General features: G+C 64.2%; 23 protein-coding genes and 1 tRNA gene. 13 read left to right on the plus strand and 11 right to left on the minus strand.

The window, feature by feature from the left end:
• Window positions 1-46 precede the first annotated feature (46 nt).
• The gene (locus IVA82_RS30780) at window positions 47-5,251 is read right to left on the minus strand and encodes an alpha-2-macroglobulin (protein ID WP_247382300.1); all 5,205 of its coding nucleotides are present in this window, start codon (window positions 5,249-5,251) and stop codon (window positions 47-49) included.
• A gap of 387 nt (window positions 5,252-5,638) precedes the next feature.
• Here IVA82_RS30780 and IVA82_RS30785 point away from each other — a divergent pair.
• Window positions 5,639-5,715: transfer RNA gene (locus IVA82_RS30785), tRNA-Arg, on the plus strand.
• A 76-nt stretch (window positions 5,716-5,791) separates the two neighbouring features.
• Here the strand turns inward: IVA82_RS30785 and IVA82_RS30790 are convergent.
• Window positions 5,792-7,078 carry a hypothetical protein gene (locus IVA82_RS30790; protein ID WP_247382332.1) on the minus strand — a complete coding sequence of 429 codons (1,287 nt, stop codon included), beginning with the start codon at window positions 7,076-7,078 and terminating at the stop codon, window positions 5,792-5,794.
• 124 nt (window positions 7,079-7,202) lie between these two features.
• Here IVA82_RS30790 and IVA82_RS30795 point away from each other — a divergent pair, with 124 nt between their 5' ends.
• The gene (locus IVA82_RS30795) at window positions 7,203-7,430 is read left to right on the plus strand and encodes a DUF2171 domain-containing protein (RefSeq protein WP_247382301.1); all 228 of its coding nucleotides are present in this window, start codon (window positions 7,203-7,205) and stop codon (window positions 7,428-7,430) included.
• Window positions 7,431-7,556: 126 nt separating this feature from the next.
• Here the strand turns inward: IVA82_RS30795 and IVA82_RS30800 are convergent, their stop codons facing one another.
• The gene (locus tag IVA82_RS30800) at window positions 7,557-7,775 is read right to left on the minus strand and encodes a hypothetical protein (RefSeq protein WP_247382302.1); all 219 of its coding nucleotides are present in this window, start codon (window positions 7,773-7,775) and stop codon (window positions 7,557-7,559) included.
• Between the two features lie 230 nt (window positions 7,776-8,005).
• Between IVA82_RS30800 and IVA82_RS30805 the strand changes: the two genes are divergently transcribed.
• Together IVA82_RS30805 and IVA82_RS30810 are read left to right on the plus strand one after the other, a co-directional pair.
• On the plus strand, window positions 8,006-8,143 hold the full coding sequence (locus IVA82_RS30805) for a hypothetical protein (RefSeq protein ID WP_247382303.1): 138 nt from the start codon (window positions 8,006-8,008) through the stop codon (window positions 8,141-8,143).
• 21 nt (window positions 8,144-8,164) lie between these two features.
• Window positions 8,165-8,323, plus strand: coding sequence for a hypothetical protein (locus IVA82_RS30810; protein ID WP_247382304.1), 159 nt, complete (start codon window positions 8,165-8,167; stop codon window positions 8,321-8,323).
• A gap of 247 nt (window positions 8,324-8,570) precedes the next feature.
• On the opposite strand, the gene IVA82_RS30815 is transcribed toward IVA82_RS30810, so the two are convergent.
• Window positions 8,571-8,720 (minus strand): hypothetical protein, encoded by a 150-nt coding sequence (locus IVA82_RS30815; RefSeq protein ID WP_187435713.1) that lies wholly within the window; start codon window positions 8,718-8,720, stop codon window positions 8,571-8,573.
• Between the two features lie 268 nt (window positions 8,721-8,988).
• Between IVA82_RS30815 and IVA82_RS30820 the strand changes: the two genes are divergently transcribed.
• Window positions 8,989-9,150, plus strand: coding sequence for a hypothetical protein (locus IVA82_RS30820; protein WP_247382305.1), 162 nt, complete (start codon window positions 8,989-8,991; stop codon window positions 9,148-9,150).
• A 53-nt stretch (window positions 9,151-9,203) separates the two neighbouring features.
• Here IVA82_RS30820 and IVA82_RS30825 read toward each other — a convergent pair whose 3' ends face one another.
• From IVA82_RS30825 to IVA82_RS30840, 4 genes are all read right to left on the minus strand, one after another.
• Window positions 9,204-9,449 carry a hypothetical protein gene (locus IVA82_RS30825; RefSeq protein WP_247382306.1) on the minus strand — a complete coding sequence of 82 codons (246 nt, stop codon included), beginning with the start codon at window positions 9,447-9,449 and terminating at the stop codon, window positions 9,204-9,206.
• Between the two features lie 92 nt (window positions 9,450-9,541).
• Window positions 9,542-10,306 (minus strand): hypothetical protein, encoded by a 765-nt coding sequence (locus IVA82_RS30830; protein WP_247382307.1) that lies wholly within the window; start codon window positions 10,304-10,306, stop codon window positions 9,542-9,544.
• Between the two features lie 167 nt (window positions 10,307-10,473).
• Complete coding sequence (locus IVA82_RS30835) at window positions 10,474-10,677, minus strand: hypothetical protein (RefSeq protein WP_247382308.1); 204 nt, start codon at window positions 10,675-10,677, stop codon at window positions 10,474-10,476.
• A 90-nt stretch (window positions 10,678-10,767) separates the two neighbouring features.
• Window positions 10,768-11,004 (minus strand): hypothetical protein, encoded by a 237-nt coding sequence (locus IVA82_RS30840; protein WP_247382309.1) that lies wholly within the window; start codon window positions 11,002-11,004, stop codon window positions 10,768-10,770.
• A gap of 265 nt (window positions 11,005-11,269) precedes the next feature.
• Here IVA82_RS30840 and IVA82_RS30845 point away from each other — a divergent pair, with 265 nt between their 5' ends.
• On the plus strand, window positions 11,270-11,617 hold the full coding sequence (locus IVA82_RS30845; protein ID WP_247382310.1) for a DUF6481 family protein: 348 nt from the start codon (window positions 11,270-11,272) through the stop codon (window positions 11,615-11,617).
• Between the two features lie 162 nt (window positions 11,618-11,779).
• On the opposite strand, the gene IVA82_RS30850 is transcribed toward IVA82_RS30845, so the two are convergent.
• The gene (locus tag IVA82_RS30850) at window positions 11,780-12,025 is read right to left on the minus strand and encodes a pentapeptide MXKDX repeat protein (protein WP_148738411.1); all 246 of its coding nucleotides are present in this window, start codon (window positions 12,023-12,025) and stop codon (window positions 11,780-11,782) included.
• A gap of 328 nt (window positions 12,026-12,353) precedes the next feature.
• Between IVA82_RS30850 and dctP the strand changes: the two genes are divergently transcribed.
• From dctP to IVA82_RS30865, 3 genes are read left to right on the plus strand one after another with little or no spacing between them, the layout of a single operon-like run.
• On the plus strand, window positions 12,354-13,376 hold the full coding sequence (dctP, locus tag IVA82_RS30855; protein WP_247382311.1) for a TRAP transporter substrate-binding protein DctP: 1,023 nt from the start codon (window positions 12,354-12,356) through the stop codon (window positions 13,374-13,376).
• Entirely contained in the window at window positions 13,373-13,927 is a 555-nt protein-coding gene (locus tag IVA82_RS30860) for a TRAP transporter small permease (RefSeq protein WP_247382312.1), read from the plus strand. The genes dctP and IVA82_RS30860 overlap by 4 nt, the downstream gene beginning before the upstream one ends.
• Window positions 13,924-15,282, plus strand: a complete 1,359-nt coding sequence (locus IVA82_RS30865; protein WP_247382313.1) for a TRAP transporter large permease — start codon at window positions 13,924-13,926, stop codon at window positions 15,280-15,282. Before IVA82_RS30860 ends, IVA82_RS30865 begins: the two co-directional genes overlap by 4 nt.
• Before the next feature lie 123 nt (window positions 15,283-15,405).
• Here the strand turns inward: IVA82_RS30865 and IVA82_RS30870 are convergent, their stop codons facing one another.
• Window positions 15,406-16,098: a GntR family transcriptional regulator gene (locus IVA82_RS30870; protein ID WP_247382314.1), complete on the minus strand. Its 693-nt coding sequence runs from the start codon at window positions 16,096-16,098 to the stop codon at window positions 15,406-15,408.
• Between the two features lie 201 nt (window positions 16,099-16,299).
• Between IVA82_RS30870 and IVA82_RS30875 the strand changes: the two genes are divergently transcribed.
• From IVA82_RS30875 to IVA82_RS30890, 4 genes are all read left to right on the plus strand, one after another.
• Window positions 16,300-16,923, plus strand: coding sequence for a TRAP transporter small permease (locus IVA82_RS30875; protein ID WP_247382315.1), 624 nt, complete (start codon window positions 16,300-16,302; stop codon window positions 16,921-16,923).
• Complete coding sequence (locus IVA82_RS30880) at window positions 16,923-18,188, plus strand: TRAP transporter large permease (protein WP_247382316.1); 1,266 nt, start codon at window positions 16,923-16,925, stop codon at window positions 18,186-18,188. Before IVA82_RS30875 ends, IVA82_RS30880 begins: the two co-directional genes overlap by 1 nt.
• Window positions 18,189-18,210: 22 nt before the next feature.
• On the plus strand, window positions 18,211-19,194 hold the full coding sequence (locus IVA82_RS30885; protein WP_247382317.1) for a TRAP transporter substrate-binding protein: 984 nt from the start codon (window positions 18,211-18,213) through the stop codon (window positions 19,192-19,194).
• A 73-nt stretch (window positions 19,195-19,267) separates the two neighbouring features.
• The gene (locus tag IVA82_RS30890; RefSeq protein WP_247382318.1) at window positions 19,268-20,194 is read left to right on the plus strand and encodes a dihydrodipicolinate synthase family protein; all 927 of its coding nucleotides are present in this window, start codon (window positions 19,268-19,270) and stop codon (window positions 20,192-20,194) included.
• A 113-nt stretch (window positions 20,195-20,307) separates the two neighbouring features.
• Here IVA82_RS30890 and IVA82_RS30895 read toward each other — a convergent pair whose 3' ends face one another.
• The gene (locus tag IVA82_RS30895; protein WP_247382319.1) at window positions 20,308-21,219 is read right to left on the minus strand and encodes a hydroxymethylglutaryl-CoA lyase; all 912 of its coding nucleotides are present in this window, start codon (window positions 21,217-21,219) and stop codon (window positions 20,308-20,310) included.
• Window positions 21,220-21,225: the final 6 nt, after the last annotated feature.

The raw sequence follows: 21,225 nt of genomic DNA on the forward strand, positions 1-21,225 counted from the left end.
ACTGCGGAGTTGGTGGCCGCTTCGGAGCGTCACTCATCCTCGTTGCTCACTTCGCCGCTCGCACCTCGACAGTGCCGGTCCCGGTGCGGCCGTAGCGCGAGGGGTTGTACATGTCCTCGACATAGGCCTGCGGCAGCACATATTTGCCGGGCGAGACTGCACGCACGACATAGGCGACGGTGAACACCGACTTGGAGTCCGAGGCACGGTCGACCGCCGCGGTGAAGCGGTCGTCGCGGAATTCGGTATCCTCCGGCTCCTCGCCATCCTCGATCCAGTCCAGCGTACCGCTATCCCCGGACGAGACCAGCTTTGGATTGTCGATCTCGAGGCCGGCCGGCAGATAATCGGACACCATGATGTGCCCGTACTCCGGCTTTGCCTCGGTGATCTTCAGCACCACCGCAAAACGGTCGTTCTGCTTGACCTTGCTGATGTCGGCCGGCTTGCCGCCGAGCGTGAAATAGCTACGCTCGATCTTGAAGCCATTCGAGGCAGCCGGCTCCGGGGTGACCGGCGAGCCCGAGACCGAGACCACCGCCTGCACCGGTGCATCACCGCTGTTGGTGATCTTCAGCGGTTTACCGTCCAGCGTTACCGCCTTGTAGCTGCGGTAGAGCGCGGTCTTGACCGGCTGGCCGTCGACCTCCATGGACAGGTTCTCCTTGGCGAGCGCGCGTGCGGCCAGCACCAGCCACGCATTCTCCTGCGTGGAGGTGTAGGGCGTCAGCCCGCGCGCGGTTTCCACCCGCGACACGGCCTGCGTCAGCGTTGCCCTCGGCGCATTGCCTTCGCTGGCGAGCGACACCAGTGCTGCGGCGTCGCGCAGCTGCGAGCCGTAATCGGTGCGGCCGAACTCAAGTACCGGTTTGGGTGCGAGCGAGTCGAGGGCCGCACCATAGACGCGTTCGGCGCGGTTGCGGTCGCCGACCAACGCGAGCGCCGCCGCGAGCTGCGATTTGGCGATCGGCGTTGCGAGATTGGAGAGCTTGGTGTCGGCGAGATAGCGGAGGTCGCCGATTGGCGCTGCGCCATTGCGGGCGAGCACGTAGAGGCCGTAGGCGAGATCGCGGCCGCCGTCCTTCTCCGGCTCGTTGCCGTTGACGACCGAGTTGCGGATGCGGTCGAGCGCGTTCTTGAACAGCACGTCCGGCACCACAAAGCCCTTTTCACGGGCACGGGTCAAAAAGTCCGTGACGTAGGCATCCAGCCAGGCGTCGTCGCCGCCGGCCGACCACAGGCCGAACGAGCCGTTCGAACCCTGGCGCGCCAGAAGCCGATCGATCGCATCGCGGATGCGCTGGTCCACCTCGCTGTCCATCGCCAGATGCGCGCCGGCCGCGAGCTCGTTGACATAGAGCAGCGGCATGGCGCGGCTGGTGATCTGCTCTGAGCAGCCATAGGGATAGCGGTCGAGCGCTTTCAGGATCGTCGCGGCATCGAGCGCGGTCGAGAGGCTGGCCGAGACCGAGACGCTGCCGGTGCCCGGCACGAGGTCAGAGAACATGTCCGAGGTCAGCGTCAGGCTCTCACCCTTTGCCAACGTCCGGATCGAGCGGCGCGCCAGCACCTGCGTCGCCGCCTTGACGTCGAGCGCATAGTGCCGGGCGAGCGTAAGGCCGTTCGGTCCTTTGATGTCGACGTCGAGCGTCGCCTGTCCCGCCGCGGTCGCATCGATTGCGAGCGAGAACGAGTTGCGCTGCTTGGCGGCTAGTTTGACGGTGGTCGCGGGATTGCCGGTCATCTTCACCGGGCCGCCCGCCTTCACGTTGATGACGTAATCGCCGGCCTGCCCCTCGACATTGTCGATCTCGAGATTGACCGTGCCGCGGTCGCCGTTGAGCAGGAACCGCGGCAAGGTCGTGGTCAGCACCACGGGATCGCGGATCACGACATCAGTGTTGGCGCGGCCGAGCTTGGTGGCGGTCCACGCCACCGCCATCACGCGCGCGGTGCCGGCAAACTCCGGAATGTCGAAGCTCACCTCCGCGGTGCCGTCGGCGGCGACGGTGACGATGCCCGAATAGAGCGCTAGCGGCTTTTGCGCGGGCGGCGAGCCCTGCAATTCGCCGGCACCCGCATCGCCGCCGGACTTGATCTGGCCGCGCGTGCCAGACATGCCGTCGATGAGTTGCCCATAGAGATCGCGGATCTCCGCGCTGAGGCGGCGCTGGCCGAGGTAATAGTCATCCGGCGCTGGCGGCTTGTAGTTGGTAAGGTTGAGGATGCCGACATCGACCGCGGCGATCACGATCTTGGCGTCTTCGCCCGGATTGAGCCCGTCGATCTTGACCGGGATCTTCAGCATCGCGTTCGGCCGGACCAGCGCCGGCGGCGTCAGCCTCACGGCCAGCGTGCGCGTCTGCTTGTCGATGCCGAACCATTTCAGTCCGATCGCCCGGCCCGGCATGCGTTGCGCGGCGGCATCGAGCGGACGGCGCAAGGTCGCCAATACATAGGCGCCGGTGCCCCAGTCCTTGCCGACGGGGATCTTGACCTGCGCGGTGCCTTCCTTGACGTCTATGGTCTGTGTCGTGAGCAGACGATCGCCCAGCACGTTAATGGTGAGCTTGCCGGGGTTACGGACATTGACCGACACCGTCATGGTATCGCCGGAGGCGTATTGCGGCTTGTCGATCGAGGTCTCCAGCAAGTCCGGCGTATCGGCGCTGCCGTCGGAATACCAGCCGACGTCGAACTGCACCGAGGTCACCGGGCCGTCCGCATCGTTCGACTTGACGTCGAGCCGGTAGCGGCCGGGCCGCGGCGTCAGCGAAATGCGCGCCGGCTTGTCGGCGGCGACCGTGACGTCGCCGTCCGAGACGCGCGAGGTCGACTTGACCGGCTCGTACTCCCAGTAATTGTTCTGGCGATACCATTGGTAGCGCGACTCCATCTTCAGGAGCTCGTAGGGCAGGCCGTCGCGGGGAAGCGTCTTGCCCTCAGGGGAGACGAACAGGACGTCGAACTCCGCCTTGTCGCCTTCTGCAACGTTCTTGTCGCCGAATAACGGCTTGATGCCGATCATGGCGTTGGCGGGCGCGACCGGCAGCACCAGCTTGCGCTCGACGGCGCGGCCTCCCGTCTCGACCATGCGGATGAATATCTGCGCCTCCTGCGGACGCGTCGAGGCCGGCTGTTTGTCCAGTGTCACCGGGAAGGTCGCAACGCCGTTCGCGTCCGCCTCAGGGAGGTTCTCCAGCGGCGTGCGCTCGTTCGAGGTGGTCTCCTCGTCTGCAACGCCGAACTGGTAGTCGGCAAAACCCGGCCGCTCGGTGGCCGGCGCGACCAGCATGTCGCCTTCGAGCTGGAGGCCGGAGGCTGGCGCGCCATAGAGGAAGTGACCGTCGGCCTTGAGCTCCACTGGAGCATTAGCTTTGATCAGCTTGTCCTTGGCGGACAAGTCGAATTCGATCCGGTCCGGAACGTAGTCCTCGACCATGAAAGTGGTCTCGCCGACGGAAGAGCCCTTCGGATCGGTGAAAGCGCGCACCCGCCACGTCCCGGTCGGGACTGCCGAGTTGAGCGGCACGGACAGCGTGCGGCCGCCGGCGCCCTGGTCGGCCAGCACGGCCCGGCGGAATTCGACGCCATCGGGACGTTCGATCACCAAGGTCAGCGGCCCGCCGGTGACGGCATTGCCCTGCCCGTCGCGGAGCAGCGCGGTGAGATAGACCGTCTCGCTGGAGCGGTAGACGCCGCGCTCGGCATAGACGAAGGCATCGGCGCCGGCTGGAACAGCACGACCCGCGACGCCGCGGTCGGACAGATCGAAGGCAGAGGTCTTCAGGCTGAGGAAGGCGTAGTCGACCTTTTCGCCCGTGACCGTCAGCAGCGCCGGCGACAGGCCGCCCTCGCCGCGCGCAAGGCCCGCCTCGAACAGGACGTGGCCGCTGTCGTCGGTCTTGCGGGTGGCCAAAATCTCGTTGTTGCGCGCGACCAGCCGCACTTCGGCCTTGCCGACCGGATCGGTCGAAGCCAGAGAATTGACGAAGACATGAATGCCGTCATTGCCGGAATAGGCCGACACGCCGAGGTCGGAGACGATGAACCATTGGGTCGCGAGCTGGTAGTCGTCGTCAGAGCCCGGGCCTTTGGCGGCCGCCGCCATCACGTAGACGCCCGGCTGGAGCTCGCCAAGCGCCTGGTCGACCGGGAATGCGGTGGTGACGTCCTGGTTCAGCGTCGTCGCAGTCGCAAGCTCGCCGGACCAGACTTTTACGCCGCGCTCGCCGCCGAGATCGGTGAGCTGGTAGCGCGACAACGTCTTCTGGAAATCGCTGTCGACCACCGTGTTGATGAGGTTACGGTCGCCGATCCGGAACACGCTGATGTTGACCGCGGGCGTGTTGACGCTGACCACGGGAATGCCGCGCTGACCGGTCCTGGGCAGCACATAGGCGCGGCTGGTGAAGCGCACGAACGGCTTGCGGTCGCGCACATAGATGTTGAACTCGGCCGATTTCGGCAGGCCTTCCTTGACCGTGGACGGCAGGCCGGCGCGCAGATTGACGTTGTAGCGCTCGCCGTGCTTGAGCCCGTCGACGCAGAGCTGCTTGCCTTCGGCCGACAGCGCCGGCTTGTCCTGGCCCGCCAGCGCCAGGAACGGCGCGAAGTCGGTGCGCTTGGCGAGTTCTTCCGAGAACTGGAAGCAGGCGCGCGGGCTGGCCGAGTCCGAATCCACGGTATAGTCGAGCAGCCGGAAGCCGTACTCGTCGCGCAGCTTCTCGTATTGGCCGCGGACGTCGGCGACCTCGCGCATGTCGAGCGACAGCCGCAGTGCATCCAGCGCCGGCCGCCACAGCTTGCGTTCGGCCAGCGACTTGCCGAGCACGGCGAGCGCGTCGGCCTCCTCTCCGGGGTTACCGGCGCGCATGTAAGCGATGTAGGACGCGGTCGAGGCGCGCTCCAGCAGGAAGGTCTGTTCGCTCGAGCTCTTCGGTGTGATCTGGAAAATGACCTTGGCCAGCCGCAGCCAGTTGCCGGCATCCTCGGGCGCGGTCGCGGCGATCTGACCGAGGACCGACAGGCCGCTGCGGACATCGTTGCGCCGGAAGGCGGCATCGGCGTCGTTGCGCAGCGTCGCGTTGGTCTTGGCGACCGGCCCCGCCTCGCTCTTGATCTGCGCCTCCAGCTTGATCGCGGAATCGGCAAGATCATCGCGCTTGAAGGCCTTGTCCGCGCCTTGCGCGGCCGCAAGGCCGAACGCCAGCGTGGCGCAGAATGTGAGGGCGCGGATCAGACCGATCATGATGGACTCCCGGGATCGCGGACGAGGGCCGCGGTGGCATGAAGTGCGCGGAAAGGTGACGGACTCAAGGCGATGGAACCAAACGTGCAATTCGTCGCATTCGCCATGGCAAGGCAAGCCCAGAGCTGCCAAAACACCGCCGCAGGGACGCGGCGGCAGCGGAAAAGATCACGGGCAGAGCTTGTCTTGGACCCGACTCCTGGGCGCAACGCGGCTTGCCGCCACGTCGCAGAGCCGACCAACCGCACTCCGCCGCTCCGCTTTGTCGCTTTCGGGGTGAAAACGGTTCGGTTCAGGCTTGGCGGGATCGGGGATTTTTCATATGAGCCATGGTAGAAGCCCGCCAGGCCTCACAAGAGAAGCCTCGCCAGAGGCCGGCCTAGGAACGGTCCCGTAGCTCAACTGGATAGAGCATCAGATTTCTACTCTGAGGGTTGCAGGTTCGATTCCTGCCGGGATCGCCAGCTTTGCTGGCTCAGGGTTGAAATCGTTCCCAAACGTGCAATTCGCCGCACCGCCTCTTGGAGACTGAAGACGCGTTCAACTGTGGCCGAAGTTGGCCTGACGCCTCCCCCACCACCGCGCAATTGCCGCGGTGAGATCCTCCCACATGTCGCTCGGGAGATCCGGCGCCGCCACCCGGACGCTGTACTCACCCGTCGTCGCGTCGTGAAACCATTCCGTCGCTGCGAAATCGAAACCAAAGCTGCCGGCGTGGCGGATGGGGAAGCCTTCGCAGCTAAGATCGCGGCTCATGTCTTCGGCGGCCTGCCGCGCGGTCGCCTCATCGAGAGCCCGCCTGGCGCGAAGCGTGACGTAGAGGCCGTGGGTGAAACGCAATTCGGCCGAGAGCGGGGCGAGTTCGGAGGCGAAATACCGCGCCGTGTGCCGGCCGTTGCGCAAGATCGCTGCGACGCGTTTCTGCATGAGCGCCCAATAGGCGTCTGAGCCAACGAACGGCGGAAAATGCGCCGGCAGCGCCGCGCCGCCGAGAAGCCGCACGGCGTTGCGGGTTTCCGCCGCCAGGCATTCGGACATCAAACGGCTTGCGTTGAGGTCCTTGCCCCTCCAGCGCACGAAGACCGCAGAGCCGAGCCGGCCGTATTCCACTCCGAGCGAATCCAGCTTGTTGTGACTGCGCACCATCACGACGGGAATTCCCCATCGCCCGGCCCATCTCAGCACACGCCGGATGCGGCCCGATCTGCCGGCGAAACACGTCGTGTCGAAGATCAACAGATCGAGCGCCGCGCAGTCGCAGCGCAGGGCCGCCTCGAACGCTCCCGCAGAGGCGCAGGAATCCAGCAGGAGAATTCGAGGCAGGTCGGCCGGAGCAGGCGCGTCGCCCAGCGGCAGCCGGGGGGTGACAAGCCGCAAGTGAGGGACGAAGCGCTCGACCAGCTCCAGTGTCTCTCCGTAGGTGCCCGGCAGCACCAGAATGTCGGCTTTATCGATGATTTCTGCTGAGGCGAGCAGCAGCGCCGAGATCGCGGCCATGCCGGATGCGGTATAGATCGTCTCGCTGGTGCTGCCGGTTGTGTGTTCATAGAACGAGGGACCGCTCACCTTCAGATCCGCGCGCTGGTAGTCGTAGCTGAACATGAACGGGCCACTCGCGGGACACGCCGCGTGCGACCAGGCCGTCTCGGTCGCCTTCCAATCCTGCAGCGCATGCTCCGCGCGCAGCGCCGCGGCGATCTGGAATTTGGATTTGACGACCTCGTCGACGGATCGCGGACGCGGCAGATGCAACGGGCTTCTCAGGCAATCATTCAGCAGCCCGATTTCCCTGTGCTTTCGTTCCAGATAGGCGTGAATAGTCTCCATGCGGATCTTGGTCACTGCGCCTGCCGTTCAACGTTTGGCGCGTGAATTGGCTCCAAAAACCGGCTCCGGCCTGCCCTGCAACCAAGACCGGTTCGCGAAGTTGAGACAGCACAAGGAGGACCTCATGAGCGAAATCAGAGAGCACATGAAGATCATCGGCAAGGACGGCGTTCATGTCGGCACTGTCGATCGCATCGAGGGGCAGCGTATCAAGCTGACCAAGAAGGACAGCCCGGAAGGTCACAAGGACCATCACCACTACATCGACAGGAAGTATGTCGGTGCGGTCGAAGGCGATGTCGTCAAACTCTCGCTGAACGCGGACGCCGTCCCGAAAACGGAAGCTGCGTAACATCAAGCCCCTTCGGGGGCTTTTGTTTGTTCACGATCCGACTCCGCTTCGTTCCCGAAGCACGAATCGTGGTCGCGGAAATGGACCCTGCGGATGTCCTAAGACTTGGTTGCGACGGCGCATCAATCATGCGTCGAGGGTCACGAGCATCGGCCGAAACCGGTAGGCATCGATCGCAGCGTTCGACAGCAGCAGCCGGCACCGCTCGCCGCGCAGCACCATGCGGTCGATCCGGTTCAGGATGAACCGGGCTGAATCCCTGCGCTCGCCGGTGAGCAGGCCGGACTGATCGAGATATTTCCAGGCAATTTCGAACGATTGCGCGCGCAACTCGGGATCGGTCATAGCCGCCCAACGTCGGCAAGGATCGGAAGTTCCCGGTTGCCAACCCGGCCAAGGCAGGTGCGCCGAATTGGTCAAAATTCATGCGGGGCGGAACAACTCCCCGGCGCGCAGGTAATCTGGCAGAGGAAGATTGCCATGAAACAGATCATCGCCCTCGCCGCATTCGCCGCCACGTGCGTCATGTGCGGCTCCGCTCTCGCCCAAAACACAGGCCTGCCCCGCAGACAGGTATGGAGAGGCCAGAGAACACCAACGGGGCCACGCCCAAGGGCGCTATGGACACCACCGGCATGAACGTGGATCGCGCCAACCAGTCCGAGACCAAGGATAAGAAGGCTCCAGCCAGGCAGGATCCCAGGAGCAAATAGCAAGACCGATGCGAGGGCTTCATGAAGCCGGCAAAGTCGCTCAAGCAGCAGGCGCGTATGGCCGAGAAGGCTGCCCAGCAAGCCGCCGACGAGTTCGTCGCAGGCCAGATGAAGGCGCTGGCCTCCGCGTTCCGGGCCCAGGCAAAAATCCTCAAGAAGAAAAAGAAGAAGCCGTCGTAATGCGCATGCCTTGCGTGGCAATTTGGAGGTCACGAAAGGTTGGGCGATTTCCGATTGAAGAGTTGGGGGAACGAACGCGCGACCGGCGCGTTGAACACAGGAACTGAGTGCTGCCGACTTGCCAGCCCCGGTCGGCTCTGAAGAACCCCGCGCTTGCCCCCCGAGCACGGGGTTTTTCTTATGCGGCGGTCCGAAGAGTGCCGGCTTACCAGGTATCACAGATGCGGCCGCTGCCGGCCAGTCGGGATCAATCCGTCCGGTCGTCGCGCGGATCGCGCGCGAGCAGATGCCAGGCGACAGCCAGCTGGATGAGCTTTTGCCGATCGTCGCCCTCGGACGCCGCCGCCCGTTTCATTGCCGCCTCGGCCTCGCGCTGTGGATCGTAGTTATTACTCATGCGCCCGACTCTAGCCGGCAGATCTGGACAAGGGCGTGGCAGTTTTGTCCGTATGATTCCGGTCTTGTCGCCGGCGAGCCGGCGCGGGCTGCGCCGCACAAAGCGGCGGGCCTAGCTACTTTCCGGCGCAATTGCGCCGGAAAGTAGCTAGCTTCAATTCAACGGAGCTGTGAACTGCGTCACAGTCCAAGCGCCGTGCCTCAGCTAAACGTCATGACAATCCGCGGAGCACGGCAAAGTCTGACACGATATGGGTGGTCTTTCCGTCATGACAGAAGAAGCAGCAGCAACGGCTGAGATCGCCACGCAACGACAAAGGCCCGACCTGCTCGGCATGACCTTTCTCGGGACCATCGCCATCGTCATGCTGGCCTGGATCGCCGCCCTGATCTGGGCCGCAATGGCCATACTGAATTGGCTTGTATCTTAGGACAGGTCACCCCGCCCCTGCTCAAGGCCGCGCGCGTTGCTGGGGCTCGTGCGCTAGAACAGGCAGGGCAGCACCTGCACCACCTTGATCCCGCCGCAAACGATCATGGCCCAAAGCGCCACGCTAATTTGGATTGCATCCAGCATGTCCCATCCCCGCGAATCGTGTCCCGATTTTTCTTTTGAGAGTCGCGTGAAGCGGCAAGAAGTGCCAGCGCTAATTTGAGGCAATTGTTGTGCGTCGCCGCAAGGGGCATCGTACAGGGCGAACCATGAGTGCATCGGGTCGATGATTTGCATCGACGCCGCTTGTCCCCTCGCCAAAACACATGAGGCGGGCACCGGCCCGCCTCAGTCAGTCAGATATCGCCAGTCAGATATCGCCTATAGGCTCAGTAGCACGCGCGGGGATCGGCCTGCACATACTGGCCGTTCGGATAGCGGTAGTAGCAATTGCCCTGAGCCAGATAGTAGCCCGGCTGCGAGGCAGCCGTGGCGCCTGCGATCGCGCCGGTGGCGCCGCCGAGAACCGCGCCCGCGGCTGCGCCGGTCGCATTGCCCGAGATCAGGCCACCCAGCACGCCGCCGACGATGGCGCCGCCAAGGGCGCTCGCGCCGGGATCGGCCGGCGGGGGCGGCGGAGGCGGCGCGTAGGCGACCGGAGGCGGCGCTGGCGCATAAGCCACCGGCGCGTCGTCGATATAATCTTCGGAGATGTAGGCGGGCGGGCCCTCCATCCGCTGCGGATAATAATACCGGACGCCGCCAACGTCCCACCACCAGCCGGAGCGACCGTTGTAGACCCCATGGTGCCAATGCCCGCCATCCCAGGCGAGATTGCCGCGATAGCTGTGTCCGCCCCAGTCGCGCGCTGCCGCGGGACCGCGTGCCATATAGCGACCGGGAGGCGGACCGCCCGCCCCGCGAGGATCAGCACCGGGACCTGGGCCGGCATGAGCCGGCCCGCCAGGCTGGGGCGCTGGCCGGACCGCCTGCTGCGGGGATCCGCTGCGCATGTTTTGCTGTGGCGCGCCCGGCCCTGGCGGCTGGGCGGAGTCCCTCGGCGGCCGGGCCTCCTGCGCTTGCGCGGACAACGCGAGCAATGACATGGCCGAAACCAAGGGAATGATGATCTTCATGCGGCTGGACGCACTCATGCGTGCTTGACCCCTACTCTCTCGATGCCGTGGTGCGTGCGCGATAGCCGATTCGGCTCGCGCCCCGGTGATGCCGGCTGACATAACTGACCTGCGTGGTCGGCCAAGTCCCGTTACAAATGTTTAAGATCACGGCAATTTTTCGTCCGGGGCCGGCTGGACCGCTTCTAGCGGGCCGGCTCGATCACGTTGCAGTTGCGGCGCCCCGACATCAGGCAGTCCTGCATCTTGCTGGCGGCGGTGAGGTCGCGAGTTAGCCACCAGCCGACCCCCAGGATGACGATGACGATGATCAGTCCGGCGATCGCGCCGCGCTTTGCTTCAGGCTTGGGTCGAGATTTGGGCTTCTCGCCGGAGTCGGGCTTGGGCATAGCTACCTGGTGGCGCGGACGAGACCGGCTTTATCACCTCTGCGACGTCGCGTCACATCCCGATCGGCCGCTCCAATTTAGCCTCCTAGTTCAGCCTCGGGTCGGCCTGACCAGGTCCTTGCGCGAGGTCTCGGTTGTCGGGGTCGCCTGCTGGATCCGAGGCGCGCAGGTCGTCAGCACGAACGCCGTCTGGCTGCACTCCCAGCCGGCGCCCAGAACCGCACTGTCGATCGGCTGAGGACGAGCGAGCAGCAGCCCGGCACCGGCCAGCGCCGCCACCGTGAATGTGATTGCGAGAGCTTTCAGGCTCAGCCGGAAGAAAGTCATGCCCGGGCTCCGTCTTATATCGGGGCGGACGCTAGGCGCCGCCTCCGTCGCCCCTTATGAGGGACATCACAATTCGGCAGTTTTTCTTGGCTACGAACGATCGGCTGGTCCAGCGATTTTTCGTCTACCTGATCGGCTGCGATTATGGGTGGCTTTGCGACGCGCATGGATGTACACGCTGGCGTCACGGGGCACGCGTTTGATGCGGCCCGCGTACCCACGCGAATGATGTAAGGCTGAAAGCGAGGATGACAAGGCTCGTGCGATGAGTGGATTCAGAGAACCCGGCTTTGCGGACCGGCAAAAAGCGGCGCAGGACGCACGTAAAAATCTTTTGAACAAGTTCAAGTCCCAACCGGGGCCTGACGATCCCGCCGTCGCGGCGCGGCGCGCCGAGCGTGAGATCGCCGCGGCGAAGCGCGCCGAAGCGAAGGCTGCGCGCGAGGCCGAGAAGGCTGAGCAGCGGCGTCGCGAGGAAGAGGCTGCGGGGCTCGAGGCTGCGCGGATCGCTCGCGAAGCCGAAGAAGCGGCCGCCAAAGCGGCCGAGGCCGAAGCCGAGCAAAAGGCCAGGCGCGACGCCCGCTATGCCGCCCGCAAAGCCAAGCGGAAGTAACGCTCAACTGAAATTGAACTGAGGCGCGCCTCAGTTCACAGCTGCCTACGGGAACGGTGTTACCGGGTCCGCGCATAAGCGCGCCCGATGACAGGCTCTGGATTCGAATTTGGAACGCCAGGCTCGCCTCGACGAGGCGCGCCTCGGCATGACGGCGCGAGATCAGTTCTTCTTCATCATCCCGTCATCTTTCTTCATCCCGTCCTTCGACATCGTGTCCTTCTTCATGCCGTCGTCCTTGGACATGGTGTCCTTCTTCATCATGCCGTCCTTGTGCATCGTATCCTTTTTCATCGTGCCGTCATCCTTGCCCATCTTGTCCTGAGCGAAGGCGGCCGGCGAGAGCGCGAGGCCAAGCGAGAGAGCGGCAGCCGAGACGCCGAGCGCGAGGCGGGTGCGAATGGTCATGACTAGTCTTCCCTTCGAGATGATGTTTGTCAGCGACGGATGCCGCTATCCAGTCTCGACGGATCGATGGCCGATCTTGTTACGCCGCCACTGACAAATTTCCCCGAACCGCCGCCGCCCATCTTTTCCCTCCATGCGTTGACCCTGATCACGGCCGCGCGAGCCGACTGCAAGTGTGCGGCGCAGCAAGACCAACACTTGCCGCGGCATTCGGTCTCGAACTATCAGATGAGGGAATATCGGATGAAAGACCGGCTAAGATGGGCCCAAGCGTCGGTCTCAAAGACCCAAATCACGCCAAACAAGAACCGTCCAAGGGGATAAAACCATGCTCACACGTCGTCACTTGCTCGCGACCGCCGTCGCGGCACCCGCCATTCTCCGCTTCGGCACCGGCACCGCGCATGCCGCGACCACGCTCAAGATCTCGCATCAATTCCCGGGCGGCACCATCGACAAGGGCGATTTCCGCGACCGGCTATGCCGCATGTTCGCCGCCGAAGTGGCCAAGCGCAGCAATGGCGACATAGCCGTGGAAATCTATCCGAACTCATCTCTGATCAAGACCAACGCGCAGTTCTCCGCGATGCGCAAGGGCGCGCTCGATATCAGCCTCTATCCGATGCCGTACGCCGGCGGCGAATTGCCGGAGACCAATATTGGCCTGATGCCCGGACTGGTCACGACCTACGACCAGGGCATACGCTGGAAGAAGGAGCCAGTCGGCAAGGCGCTGACCGATTTCCTCGCCGACAAGGGCATCATCCTGCTCACCTGGGTGTGGCAGGCAGGCGGCGTCGCCAGCCGCTCCAAGCCGATCGTGGCGCCGGAAGATGCCAAGGGGATGAAGGTGCGCGGCGGCTCGCGCGAGATGGACATGGTGCTCCAGACCGCCGGCGCCTCTGTCCTGTCGGTGCCGTCGAACGAAATCTACGCAGCGATGCAGACCGGCGCCTGCGATGCAGGCATCACCTCCTCCACCAGCCTGATCTCGTTCCGGCTGGAAGAGGTCGCAAAATCGCTGACCTCGGGCGCAGGCACCTCCTACTGGTTCATGCTCGAGCCGCTGATGATGTCGAAGGCGATCTTCGACAAGCTGCCCAAGAACCAGCAGGACGTCTTGCTCGCGGTCGGCACCGAGCTCGAAGCCTTCGGCCGCAAGGGCGCGCAGGACGACGACGTCGAAGTCGCCAAGGTCTACGAGAAGGCTGGCGCCAAGGTCTCGGTGCTCGACGCCGCGACCGTCGGCAAGTGGCGCGATATCGCCCGCGACACCGCGTGGAAGGACTACAGCGCGAAGACCGCGACTGCGGCCAACCTGCTCAAGCTCGCAACCGACGTCGCGGCATGATCCACGGTCCGCTGCCGGATCGTGACGACCTGACCAGCGCGGCCGCGGGCACCAGTTCCGCGGCCGCGCTCGATCGCGGTCTCGCCGTCCTCAACAACATCATCGTCGTGTTCGCGGCGATCGCGCTGGTTGCGGCCTGTGCGATCCTGAGCTACAGCGTGCTCAGCCGCGCGCTGTTCAAGGCCGCCAATTATTGGCAGGACGAGGCCGCCGTGTTCCTGCTGGTCGGCGCGACCTTCATGACGGCTGCCTATGTTCAGCAAAATCGCGGCCATATCGGCATCGAGGCCTTTGTCGGCCTGCTGTCGCCGTTGGCGAACAGGATCAGGCTCTGGTTCGTCGATGCCGTGACGCTGCTGTTCTGCGCCTTCTTCACCTGGAAGTCCTGGACGCTTGCGCACGAGGCCTATGTCGATGGCCAGGTCTCGAACTCGATGTGGTCGCCGCCGCTCGCCATCCCCTACTCGCTGATGGCGTTCGGCATGAGCCTGCTCTGCGTCCAGATCATCGTGCAGCTTGCGCTGCCCTTCGCTGGAGGCCGGCGGCCATGAGCGTCTTCGGTATCGGCCTCGCCTACGGGATTGCGACGCTGCTCGTGATGTTTTCGGGCATGCCCATTGCTTTTGCCCTCGGCGCCGTCGCGGTCGTGTTCATGGGCATCTACATGCCCGCCGCCTCGCTCGATACGGTGACGCAGAACGTCTATGAGGAAATGGCCTCGATCACGCTCTTGTCGATTCCGCTCTTCATCCTGAAGGGCGCCGCGATCGGGAAGTCGCGTGCCGGCCAGGATCTCTACTTGGCCCTGCATGCCTGGCTGCATCGCGTGCCCGGCGGGCTCGGCGTCGCCAACGTGTTTGCCTGCGCGCTGTTCGCGGCGATGGCCGGTTCCTCGCCTGCAACGTGCTCGGCGATCGGCTCGGCCGGCATCCCCGAGATGCGTAAGCGCGGCTATTCCGGCGGCTTTGCCGCCGGCATCATCGCCGCCGGTGGCACGCTCGGCATCCTGCTGCCGCCCTCGATCACCATGATCCTGTTTGCAGTGGCCGCCGAAAAATCGCTGGGTCGGCTCTTCCTGGCCGGCATCGGTCCGGGCCTGCTGCTGGTCTCGCTGTTCGGCGCGTACGCCGTGATCCGCTTCCGCCGGGAATATGCCGCGGCCGAAGCGATCTACAAGAACGGCGGCCCCAAGGCAGCGATCCTGGCCCGCGACGAATACACCCTGGCGGAGCGCTTCAGCGTGCTGCCGCGCGTGATCCCGTTCGTGCTGCTGCTCACCGGCGTCATGATCGCGCTTTATGGCGGCTACGCCACGCCGTCGGAGACCGCCGGCCTCGGTGGCCTTCTGGCGCTGGCGCTGATCGCGGCGATCTATAGCGTGTGGCGGCCGAGTGACCTTGCGCCCATCATGAAATCGACGGTCCGGGAATCGACCATGCTGATGATGATCATCGGCATGTCGCTGCTCTATTCCTACGTGATGAGCTATCTGCACATCTCGCAGTCAGTCGCCGAATCCATCGTCGCGATGCACCTGCCGCGCTGGGAGCTTTTATTCGCGATCCTCGTCATGGTGGTCGTACTCGGCTTCTTCCTGCCGCCGGTCTCGATCATCCTGATGACCGCGCCGATCATCCTGCCGCCGCTGCGCGCCGCCAATTTCGACATCATCTGGTTCGGCGTGGTCATGACCATCGTGATGGAGATGGGCCTGATCCACCCGCCGGTCGGCCTCAACATCTTCGTCATCCGCAACGTCGCGCCCGATATCCCCTTGAGCGAGGTGATCTGGGGTACGCTGCCTTTCGTGCTGCTGATGATGGTGGCCGTGCTGCTGCTGTGCTTCGTGCCGGGAATCTCGACCTGGCTGCCGGACCTTGTGATGGGGCCTGACGGGAGCAGGTGATGCTGCGGTAGGGTGGGTTAGCTTTGCGGCTGCGCGAAGCGCAGTCCGAAAGGCGTAACCTACCAAATTCGTCCCGGATTCGCTGAAGCATGGTGGGTTACGCTTCGCTAACCCACCCTACGATTACGGCTTGCTCTTCCGCCGCGACTTCGGCGCGATCGTGCTGCTGCCCACGACCTGCAGCAGATCCTTGCGCACGGCTTCGATGTGCCGATCCAGGAACCGGCAGGCTTCCTCGACCTTCTGCGCGCGGCAGAGCGCGATCAGATGAGCGTGCTCCTTTTCTGCAATACCCATCGCCTTGGTATTGGAGAGCTGCAGGCGCGTGTAGCGATCGCTGGTCTGGAGCAGCGACAGCACGATGGCCTTGGTGCGCGGCTGCGGAGCGTGAACGTAGAGCGCCATGTGGAAGTCGGCATTGAGCTGTCCCCAGTCGCTGACGTTGCGCGCCTTGATCGCCTTCTCGAAGTGCTTGTGGATGTCGTCGAGCCCCTCGAAATCCTCTTCCCTGAAGCGAGGCGCAGACTGCGCCAGTAGCCGCGGCTCCAGGATCCGGCGCAGGTCGAAGACGTCATTGATCTCGTCCAGCGACAGCTCCGAGACGATGGCGCCCTTCTGCGGGACGATCCGCACCAGTCCTTCGGCCTCGAGCTGGAACAGCGCTTCGCGCACCGGGATGCGGCTGACGCCATAGGCATCGCCGAGCGCATCCTGGCGCAACTGTGATCCCGCCGGATAGGTGCCGTCGAGGATAGCCTGCCGGAGCTGATCGACGATCGCAGCCGACAGGGTGCGATGCTTCAAAGGCTCTTTCATTTGATCTTCCGTCTTCCTCCCCGACTCGTCCAGACGAAGCGGTCTCTCTCTTGCAAGTCGAGGTGTCCAGCAAAAGCCGGGTGCCCAGCAAAAGCGCGTCCTGCCGCCGGAATGACCGCAATCTCCGTTTGACACGCAAAATGTATAAATTATACATTCGGCAATAGCACGACAAATCTGGCATTGGCATTGGGGCCTTTCATGATCGAGCAGACGGTGCCGGATGTGCCGGCGTTCAGCGCCCGGCGGATTGTCGTGAATGCTTCCAATGCCCTGCTCGCCTGCGAGCGGATCGCGCTGATGGGCCTGATGTATCTGCTCACCAGCCTGATTTTGGTGAACGTCGTGACCCGCTACTCGCATTTCCCGATTTATTGGATCGATGAATCCGCGGTCTATTGCGTGGTCTGGCTGACTTTCATCGGCGCTTCCGCAATGACACGGCTGCGGCTCGACTTCGCGGTCACGATGCTGACGGAACGTCTTTCGCTCCGCCACCAGAAGATCGCCAAGGTCATCTCGACCTGCCTCGTCGTCGTATTCGGAATCGCGCTGATCATCACCTGCGTGCTCTGGATGGATCCGATCGGGCTCGCGCGAGTCGGTTTCGACGGGCGCAAGCTCGCCGCCGAAACTTTCAACTTCCTCTATACCGAGCACACCCAGACACTGAACTGGCCGACCTGGGTGCTCTACCTGACGCTGCCGATCTTCGCGGTGTCAATGACCGTTCATGGTCTCGCCAACCTGCTGGAAGATCTCGAGTTGGTCCCGCGCACGCCACCGAAGGGTTTTGCGCTCTCCGAGCTCGACGGGGTCAACTGATGATCACCTCGGCGGCGTTCGTTGCAATCATGCTGGTCGGCGTGCCGATCGGCCTCTGCCTGTGCCTCGCAGGCCTCGTCTACATCGCCGCATCCGGCAATCCGGTGCTGTTCCAGTCCTATCCGCTGCAGCTGTTCGGCGGTGTCGACAGTTACGGGCTGATCGCCATTCCGCTCTTCATCCTGATCGGCGAGATCATGAACGGCGGCGGCATCACTCGCCGCATCGTCGATATGGCGATGGCCTTCGTCGGCTCACTGAAGGGCGGGCTCGCCTACGTCAACATCCTCGCCAACATGTTCATCTCCTCCATCCTCGGATCTGCGACCGCGCAGGTCGCGATCATGGCTCAGATCATGGTGCCGGAGATGGAGAAGAAGGGCTACGACAAGACCTTTGCGGCGGGGCTGACCGCCTATGGCGGCATGCTCGGTCCGATCATTCCGCCGTCGGTGATGTTCGTGGTCTACAGCGTGCTCGCGCAGGTTTCGGTCAGCGACATGCTGATCGCCGGCATCGTGCCCGGCGTGATCCTTACCGTGATGTTCTGTCTCGTCATCGCACTGATGGGATACGTCTACAACTATCCGCGCGCGGACTATCAGACCCCGCGCCAGCGCGTGGCGACGATCCTGCGGACCTCGCCCACCCTGCTGATCCCGATCGTCATCGTCGGCACCATTCTCGGCGGCCTCGCCAACGCAACGGAATCCGCGGCCGTCGGCGCGGTTGCCGCCGCGCTGGTCGGGAAATTCTGGACCAGAGAATTCGAGTTCGCGCAGCTGCCGCTGATGATGCTGCGCAGCGCCATCTATTCGGCGATCGTGCTGTTCCTGGTTGCTGCCGCGGCCGTGTTCTCCTGGGTCCTGATCTTCGGCAAGGTGCCGCAGGAGACCGCCGGCTGGATCCAGTCGGCCGCCAAGGATCCCGTCAGCTTCATGCTGATCTGCAACGTGATCCTGCTGGTGATCGGCACGGTGATCGACGGGATTCCCGGCCTGATCATGACGGTGCCGATCCTGCTGCCGGTCGCAACCGAGGTCTATCACATCGATCCCAGGCACTTTGGCGTGGTGGTGGTGATCAATCTGGTGCTCGGCCTGTTGTCGCCGCCGGTCGGGCTCTGCTTCTTCGTCGCGGCCGCCGTCACCGGCGCTAAGCCCGGCAAGATGTTCATGGTGACGCTGCCGTTCTTCATCATCTCCTGCGTCCTTCTGGTGCTGCTCTCGCTCTATCCGTCGCTCTCGCTGATCCTCATCAAATAGGCCCGCTCAAAGGAGCCCGACCATGCCGATCTCACGTCGCCGCTTTCTCGCCGCCAGCGCAGCCGTGCCGCTGTTCGCCCCTTCGCTGGCGCTGGCCCAGGCCAAGGAATTTCGCCTCGGTCTGATCACGCCCAACGGCCATTCCTGGAATAAGGCCGCGCTCAAATTCGGCGACGATCTCAAGGCGGCCACCAGCGGCCGGCTGACCCTGACCGTGTTCCACTCCGGTCAGCTCGGCAACGAGCCCGCGATGATGCAGCAACTGCAGTCCGGCGCGCTCGACATGGGATTCATCCAGGCTGCCGAGCTCGGCTCGCGCGTGCCGCACATCGCTGCGATCAACGCGCCTTACATCGTCCGCTCGACGCCCGCGGTTGCGAAATTCGTGCGGCATCCAGCGGCCGTGAAGCTTTTCGATGTGCTGCCGCAGGAGACCGGCACGATCGGGCTCGGCTGGGGCATCACCGGCATGCGCGCGGTGTTCTCGTCGAAGGACCTGAATTCGCTCGCCGACATCAAGGGCATGAAGCTGCGCATCAATCCGACGCCGGTCTATCGCGATTTCTACTCCTCGCTCGGTGCCGCGCCAACGCCGATCCCGACGCCGCAGGTGTTCGACGCGATGGCCAACGGCCAGGTCGACGGCCTGGAGGCCGATCTCGAATTCTCCTGGAACCAGCGCTTCGACAAGGTCTCGAAGGTGATCCTGCAGATGAACGCGGTCTTCATGCCGATGGCGGCGGTCGTCTCGGGCCGGGTCTGGCAATCGCTCTCCGCAGCCGACCGCGAACTGATCGCCAAGACGGTCAAATCGACGCTCGACGCACAGATCGACGAGCTCGCCGGCAATGAGCCGACGCTGATCGAGAACTTCCGCAACGCGCCGATCCCGATCCGGCAGGTGCCGGCCGGCGATACCGAGGCGGTGATTGCCGAGTTCGACAAGATCTGGCTGCCCAAGGCGCCCGTCCTGGCCGAGCTGCGCAAGGTCGGCGCAACGCTCTGATCCGATTCCCCATCATCCTCACAACACCCGGCGGATACAGCAATCCGCCGGCAAATCCACTTGGAGTAAAATCATGAGCCCCCGCATTTCCTGGCAAGGCGTGTTCCCGGCCGTGACCACGCAATTCCACGACGATCTCTCGCTCGACATCGACGCGACGGCGAAGGTGATGGACGGGCTGATCCGCGACGGCGTCTCCGGCCTGATCGTCTGCGGCTCGGTCGGCGAAAACACCTCGCTGGAGCGCAAGGAGAAGGTCGCCATCATGGAGACGGCCAAATCGGTCGCGGCCGGCCGCGTGCCCGTGCTGTGCGGCATTGCCGAGTTCACCACGGCCTTCGCGGTCGAAACGGCCAAGCAAGCCGCGCGCGTCGGCATCGACGGCGTGATGGTGATGCCGGCGCTGGTCTATTCGTCCAAGCCGCACGAGACGGCCGCGCATTTCCGTGCCGTCGCCACCGCGACCGACCTGCCGGTCATGCTCTACAACAATCCGCCGATCTACAAGAACGACGTCACGCCGGATATCCTGGCCACGCTTGCCGACGTCGAGACCGTCGTCTGCTTCAAGGATTCCTCGGGCGATACGCGGCGCTTCATCGACACCCGCAACATGGTCGGCGACCGCTTCGTGCTGTTCGCAGGGCTTGACGACGTCATCGTCGAGAGTGTCGCCATGGGGGCGGTGGGCTGGGTCTCCGGCATGTCCAACGCCTTTCCGCGCGAGGGCGAGACGCTGTTCCGCCTCGCCATGGCGGGGCGCTTTGCCGAGGCGATGCCGCTCTACGAATGGTTCATGCCGCTGCTGCATCTCGACGCGCGGCCGGACCTCGTCCAGTGCATCAAGCTGTGCGAGCACATCATGGGCCGCGGCACGGCGCTGACCCGCCCGCCCCGCCTCGCGCTGCTACCGCAGGAGAAGGCCGAGGTCGAGGCGATGATGGCGAAGGCGCTCAAGAGCCGGCCGCGCCTGCCCGACGTCGGCTTGAAAGCGGCCTGAGCCTACGAAAGCTCGCTCAGTCGTCGTTGCGAGGAGTCCTTGCGACGAAGCAATCCGGAAACGCTCCGCGGAAAGATTCTGGATTTCTTCGCTGCGCTCGCAATGACGGAGAATTAGGAAGCGGCGCGCTTCTTCTTCGCATTCAATGCAGACGCCACGCGGCTCACGGGCGGCTTGCCCAGCAGGCCGCTCATCTCGTTGGTCGCCGCCAACAGCAGGTCCATGTCGACGCCGGTCCTGATGCCCATGCCTTCGAGCATGTAGACGACGTCCTCGGTCGCGACATTGCCGGTCGCGCCCGGCGCGTAGGGACAGCCGCCGAGACCGCCGGCGGCGGCATCGATGACGCGGACGCCCTCCTCCAGGCCGGCATAGAGATTGGCAAGCGCCTGGCCGTAGGTGTCGTGGAAATGCATCGCGAGATGGGCGGCGGGAACATTGGCGCTGACCGCGCGCAGCATCTCCTTCGCCTTGCTCGGTGTGCCGACGCCGATAGTGTCGCCGAGCGAGATTTCGTAGCAGCCGAGATCCCACAGCGTTTTCGCCAGATCCGCTACTGCCTTCGGCTTGATCTCGCCGTCGAACGGACAGCCCAGCACGCAGGAGATATAGCCGCGGACCCTGATGCCGTCGGTCTTGGCCCGCGCCAATACCGGCTTGAAGCGCTCAATGGACTCCGCGACCGTGCAATTGATGTTGGCGCGTGAGAAGCCTTCGGAGGCTGCCGCGAATACCGAGACGACTTGGGCACCCGCAGCGCGCGCGGCGTCATAGCCCTTCTCGTTCGGCACCAGCACGTGGAATTCGGCGCCTTTCACATGGCTGACGCCGCGCAGCACGGCATCCGAGCTCGCCATCTGCGGGATCGCCTTGGGTGAGACGAACGCGCCGACTTCGACGGTGGTGAGGCCGGCCGCGACCAGCGCCTCGACAAAGGCGATGCGGGCCTCGACGCTGACGGGTGTCTTCTCGTTCTGGAGGCCGTCGCGCGGGCCCATTTCGATGATGCGGACCTGGTTGCTCATGTCACT

Source organism: Bradyrhizobium sp. 142 (genome assembly GCF_023074015.1).
In the GTDB taxonomy this organism is placed as follows: domain Bacteria; phylum Pseudomonadota; class Alphaproteobacteria; order Rhizobiales; family Xanthobacteraceae; genus Bradyrhizobium.

Excerpts from the sequence above, each read along its gene's own strand:
- IVA82_RS30780 (WP_247382300.1), bottom strand. The coding sequence starts at position 5,251 with ATGATCGGTCTGATCCGCGCCCTCACATTCTGCGCCACGCTGGCGTTC.
- IVA82_RS30790 (WP_247382332.1), bottom strand. The coding sequence starts at position 7,078 with ATGGAGACTATTCACGCCTATCTGGAACGAAAGCACAGGGAAATCGGG.
- IVA82_RS30795 (WP_247382301.1), top strand. The coding sequence starts at position 7,203 with ATGAGCGAAATCAGAGAGCACATGAAGATCATCGGCAAGGACGGCGTT.
- IVA82_RS30800 (WP_247382302.1), bottom strand. The coding sequence starts at position 7,775 with ATGACCGATCCCGAGTTGCGCGCGCAATCGTTCGAAATTGCCTGGAAA.
- IVA82_RS30805 (WP_247382303.1), top strand. The coding sequence starts at position 8,006 with ATGGAGAGGCCAGAGAACACCAACGGGGCCACGCCCAAGGGCGCTATG.
- IVA82_RS30810 (WP_247382304.1), top strand. The coding sequence starts at position 8,165 with ATGAAGCCGGCAAAGTCGCTCAAGCAGCAGGCGCGTATGGCCGAGAAG.
- IVA82_RS30815 (WP_187435713.1), bottom strand. The coding sequence starts at position 8,720 with ATGAGTAATAACTACGATCCACAGCGCGAGGCCGAGGCGGCAATGAAA.
- IVA82_RS30820 (WP_247382305.1), top strand. The coding sequence starts at position 8,989 with ATGACAGAAGAAGCAGCAGCAACGGCTGAGATCGCCACGCAACGACAA.
- IVA82_RS30825 (WP_247382306.1), bottom strand. The coding sequence starts at position 9,449 with ATGCAAATCATCGACCCGATGCACTCATGGTTCGCCCTGTACGATGCC.
- IVA82_RS30830 (WP_247382307.1), bottom strand. The coding sequence starts at position 10,306 with ATGAGTGCGTCCAGCCGCATGAAGATCATCATTCCCTTGGTTTCGGCC.
- IVA82_RS30835 (WP_247382308.1), bottom strand. The coding sequence starts at position 10,677 with ATGCCCAAGCCCGACTCCGGCGAGAAGCCCAAATCTCGACCCAAGCCT.
- IVA82_RS30840 (WP_247382309.1), bottom strand. The coding sequence starts at position 11,004 with ATGACTTTCTTCCGGCTGAGCCTGAAAGCTCTCGCAATCACATTCACG.
- IVA82_RS30845 (WP_247382310.1), top strand. The coding sequence starts at position 11,270 with ATGAGTGGATTCAGAGAACCCGGCTTTGCGGACCGGCAAAAAGCGGCG.
- IVA82_RS30850 (WP_148738411.1), bottom strand. The coding sequence starts at position 12,025 with ATGACCATTCGCACCCGCCTCGCGCTCGGCGTCTCGGCTGCCGCTCTC.
- dctP (WP_247382311.1), top strand. The coding sequence starts at position 12,354 with ATGCTCACACGTCGTCACTTGCTCGCGACCGCCGTCGCGGCACCCGCC.
- IVA82_RS30860 (WP_247382312.1), top strand. The coding sequence starts at position 13,373 with ATGATCCACGGTCCGCTGCCGGATCGTGACGACCTGACCAGCGCGGCC.
- IVA82_RS30865 (WP_247382313.1), top strand. The coding sequence starts at position 13,924 with ATGAGCGTCTTCGGTATCGGCCTCGCCTACGGGATTGCGACGCTGCTC.
- IVA82_RS30870 (WP_247382314.1), bottom strand. The coding sequence starts at position 16,098 with ATGAAAGAGCCTTTGAAGCATCGCACCCTGTCGGCTGCGATCGTCGAT.
- IVA82_RS30875 (WP_247382315.1), top strand. The coding sequence starts at position 16,300 with ATGATCGAGCAGACGGTGCCGGATGTGCCGGCGTTCAGCGCCCGGCGG.
- IVA82_RS30880 (WP_247382316.1), top strand. The coding sequence starts at position 16,923 with ATGATCACCTCGGCGGCGTTCGTTGCAATCATGCTGGTCGGCGTGCCG.
- IVA82_RS30885 (WP_247382317.1), top strand. The coding sequence starts at position 18,211 with ATGCCGATCTCACGTCGCCGCTTTCTCGCCGCCAGCGCAGCCGTGCCG.
- IVA82_RS30890 (WP_247382318.1), top strand. The coding sequence starts at position 19,268 with ATGAGCCCCCGCATTTCCTGGCAAGGCGTGTTCCCGGCCGTGACCACG.
- IVA82_RS30895 (WP_247382319.1), bottom strand. The coding sequence starts at position 21,219 with ATGAGCAACCAGGTCCGCATCATCGAAATGGGCCCGCGCGACGGCCTC.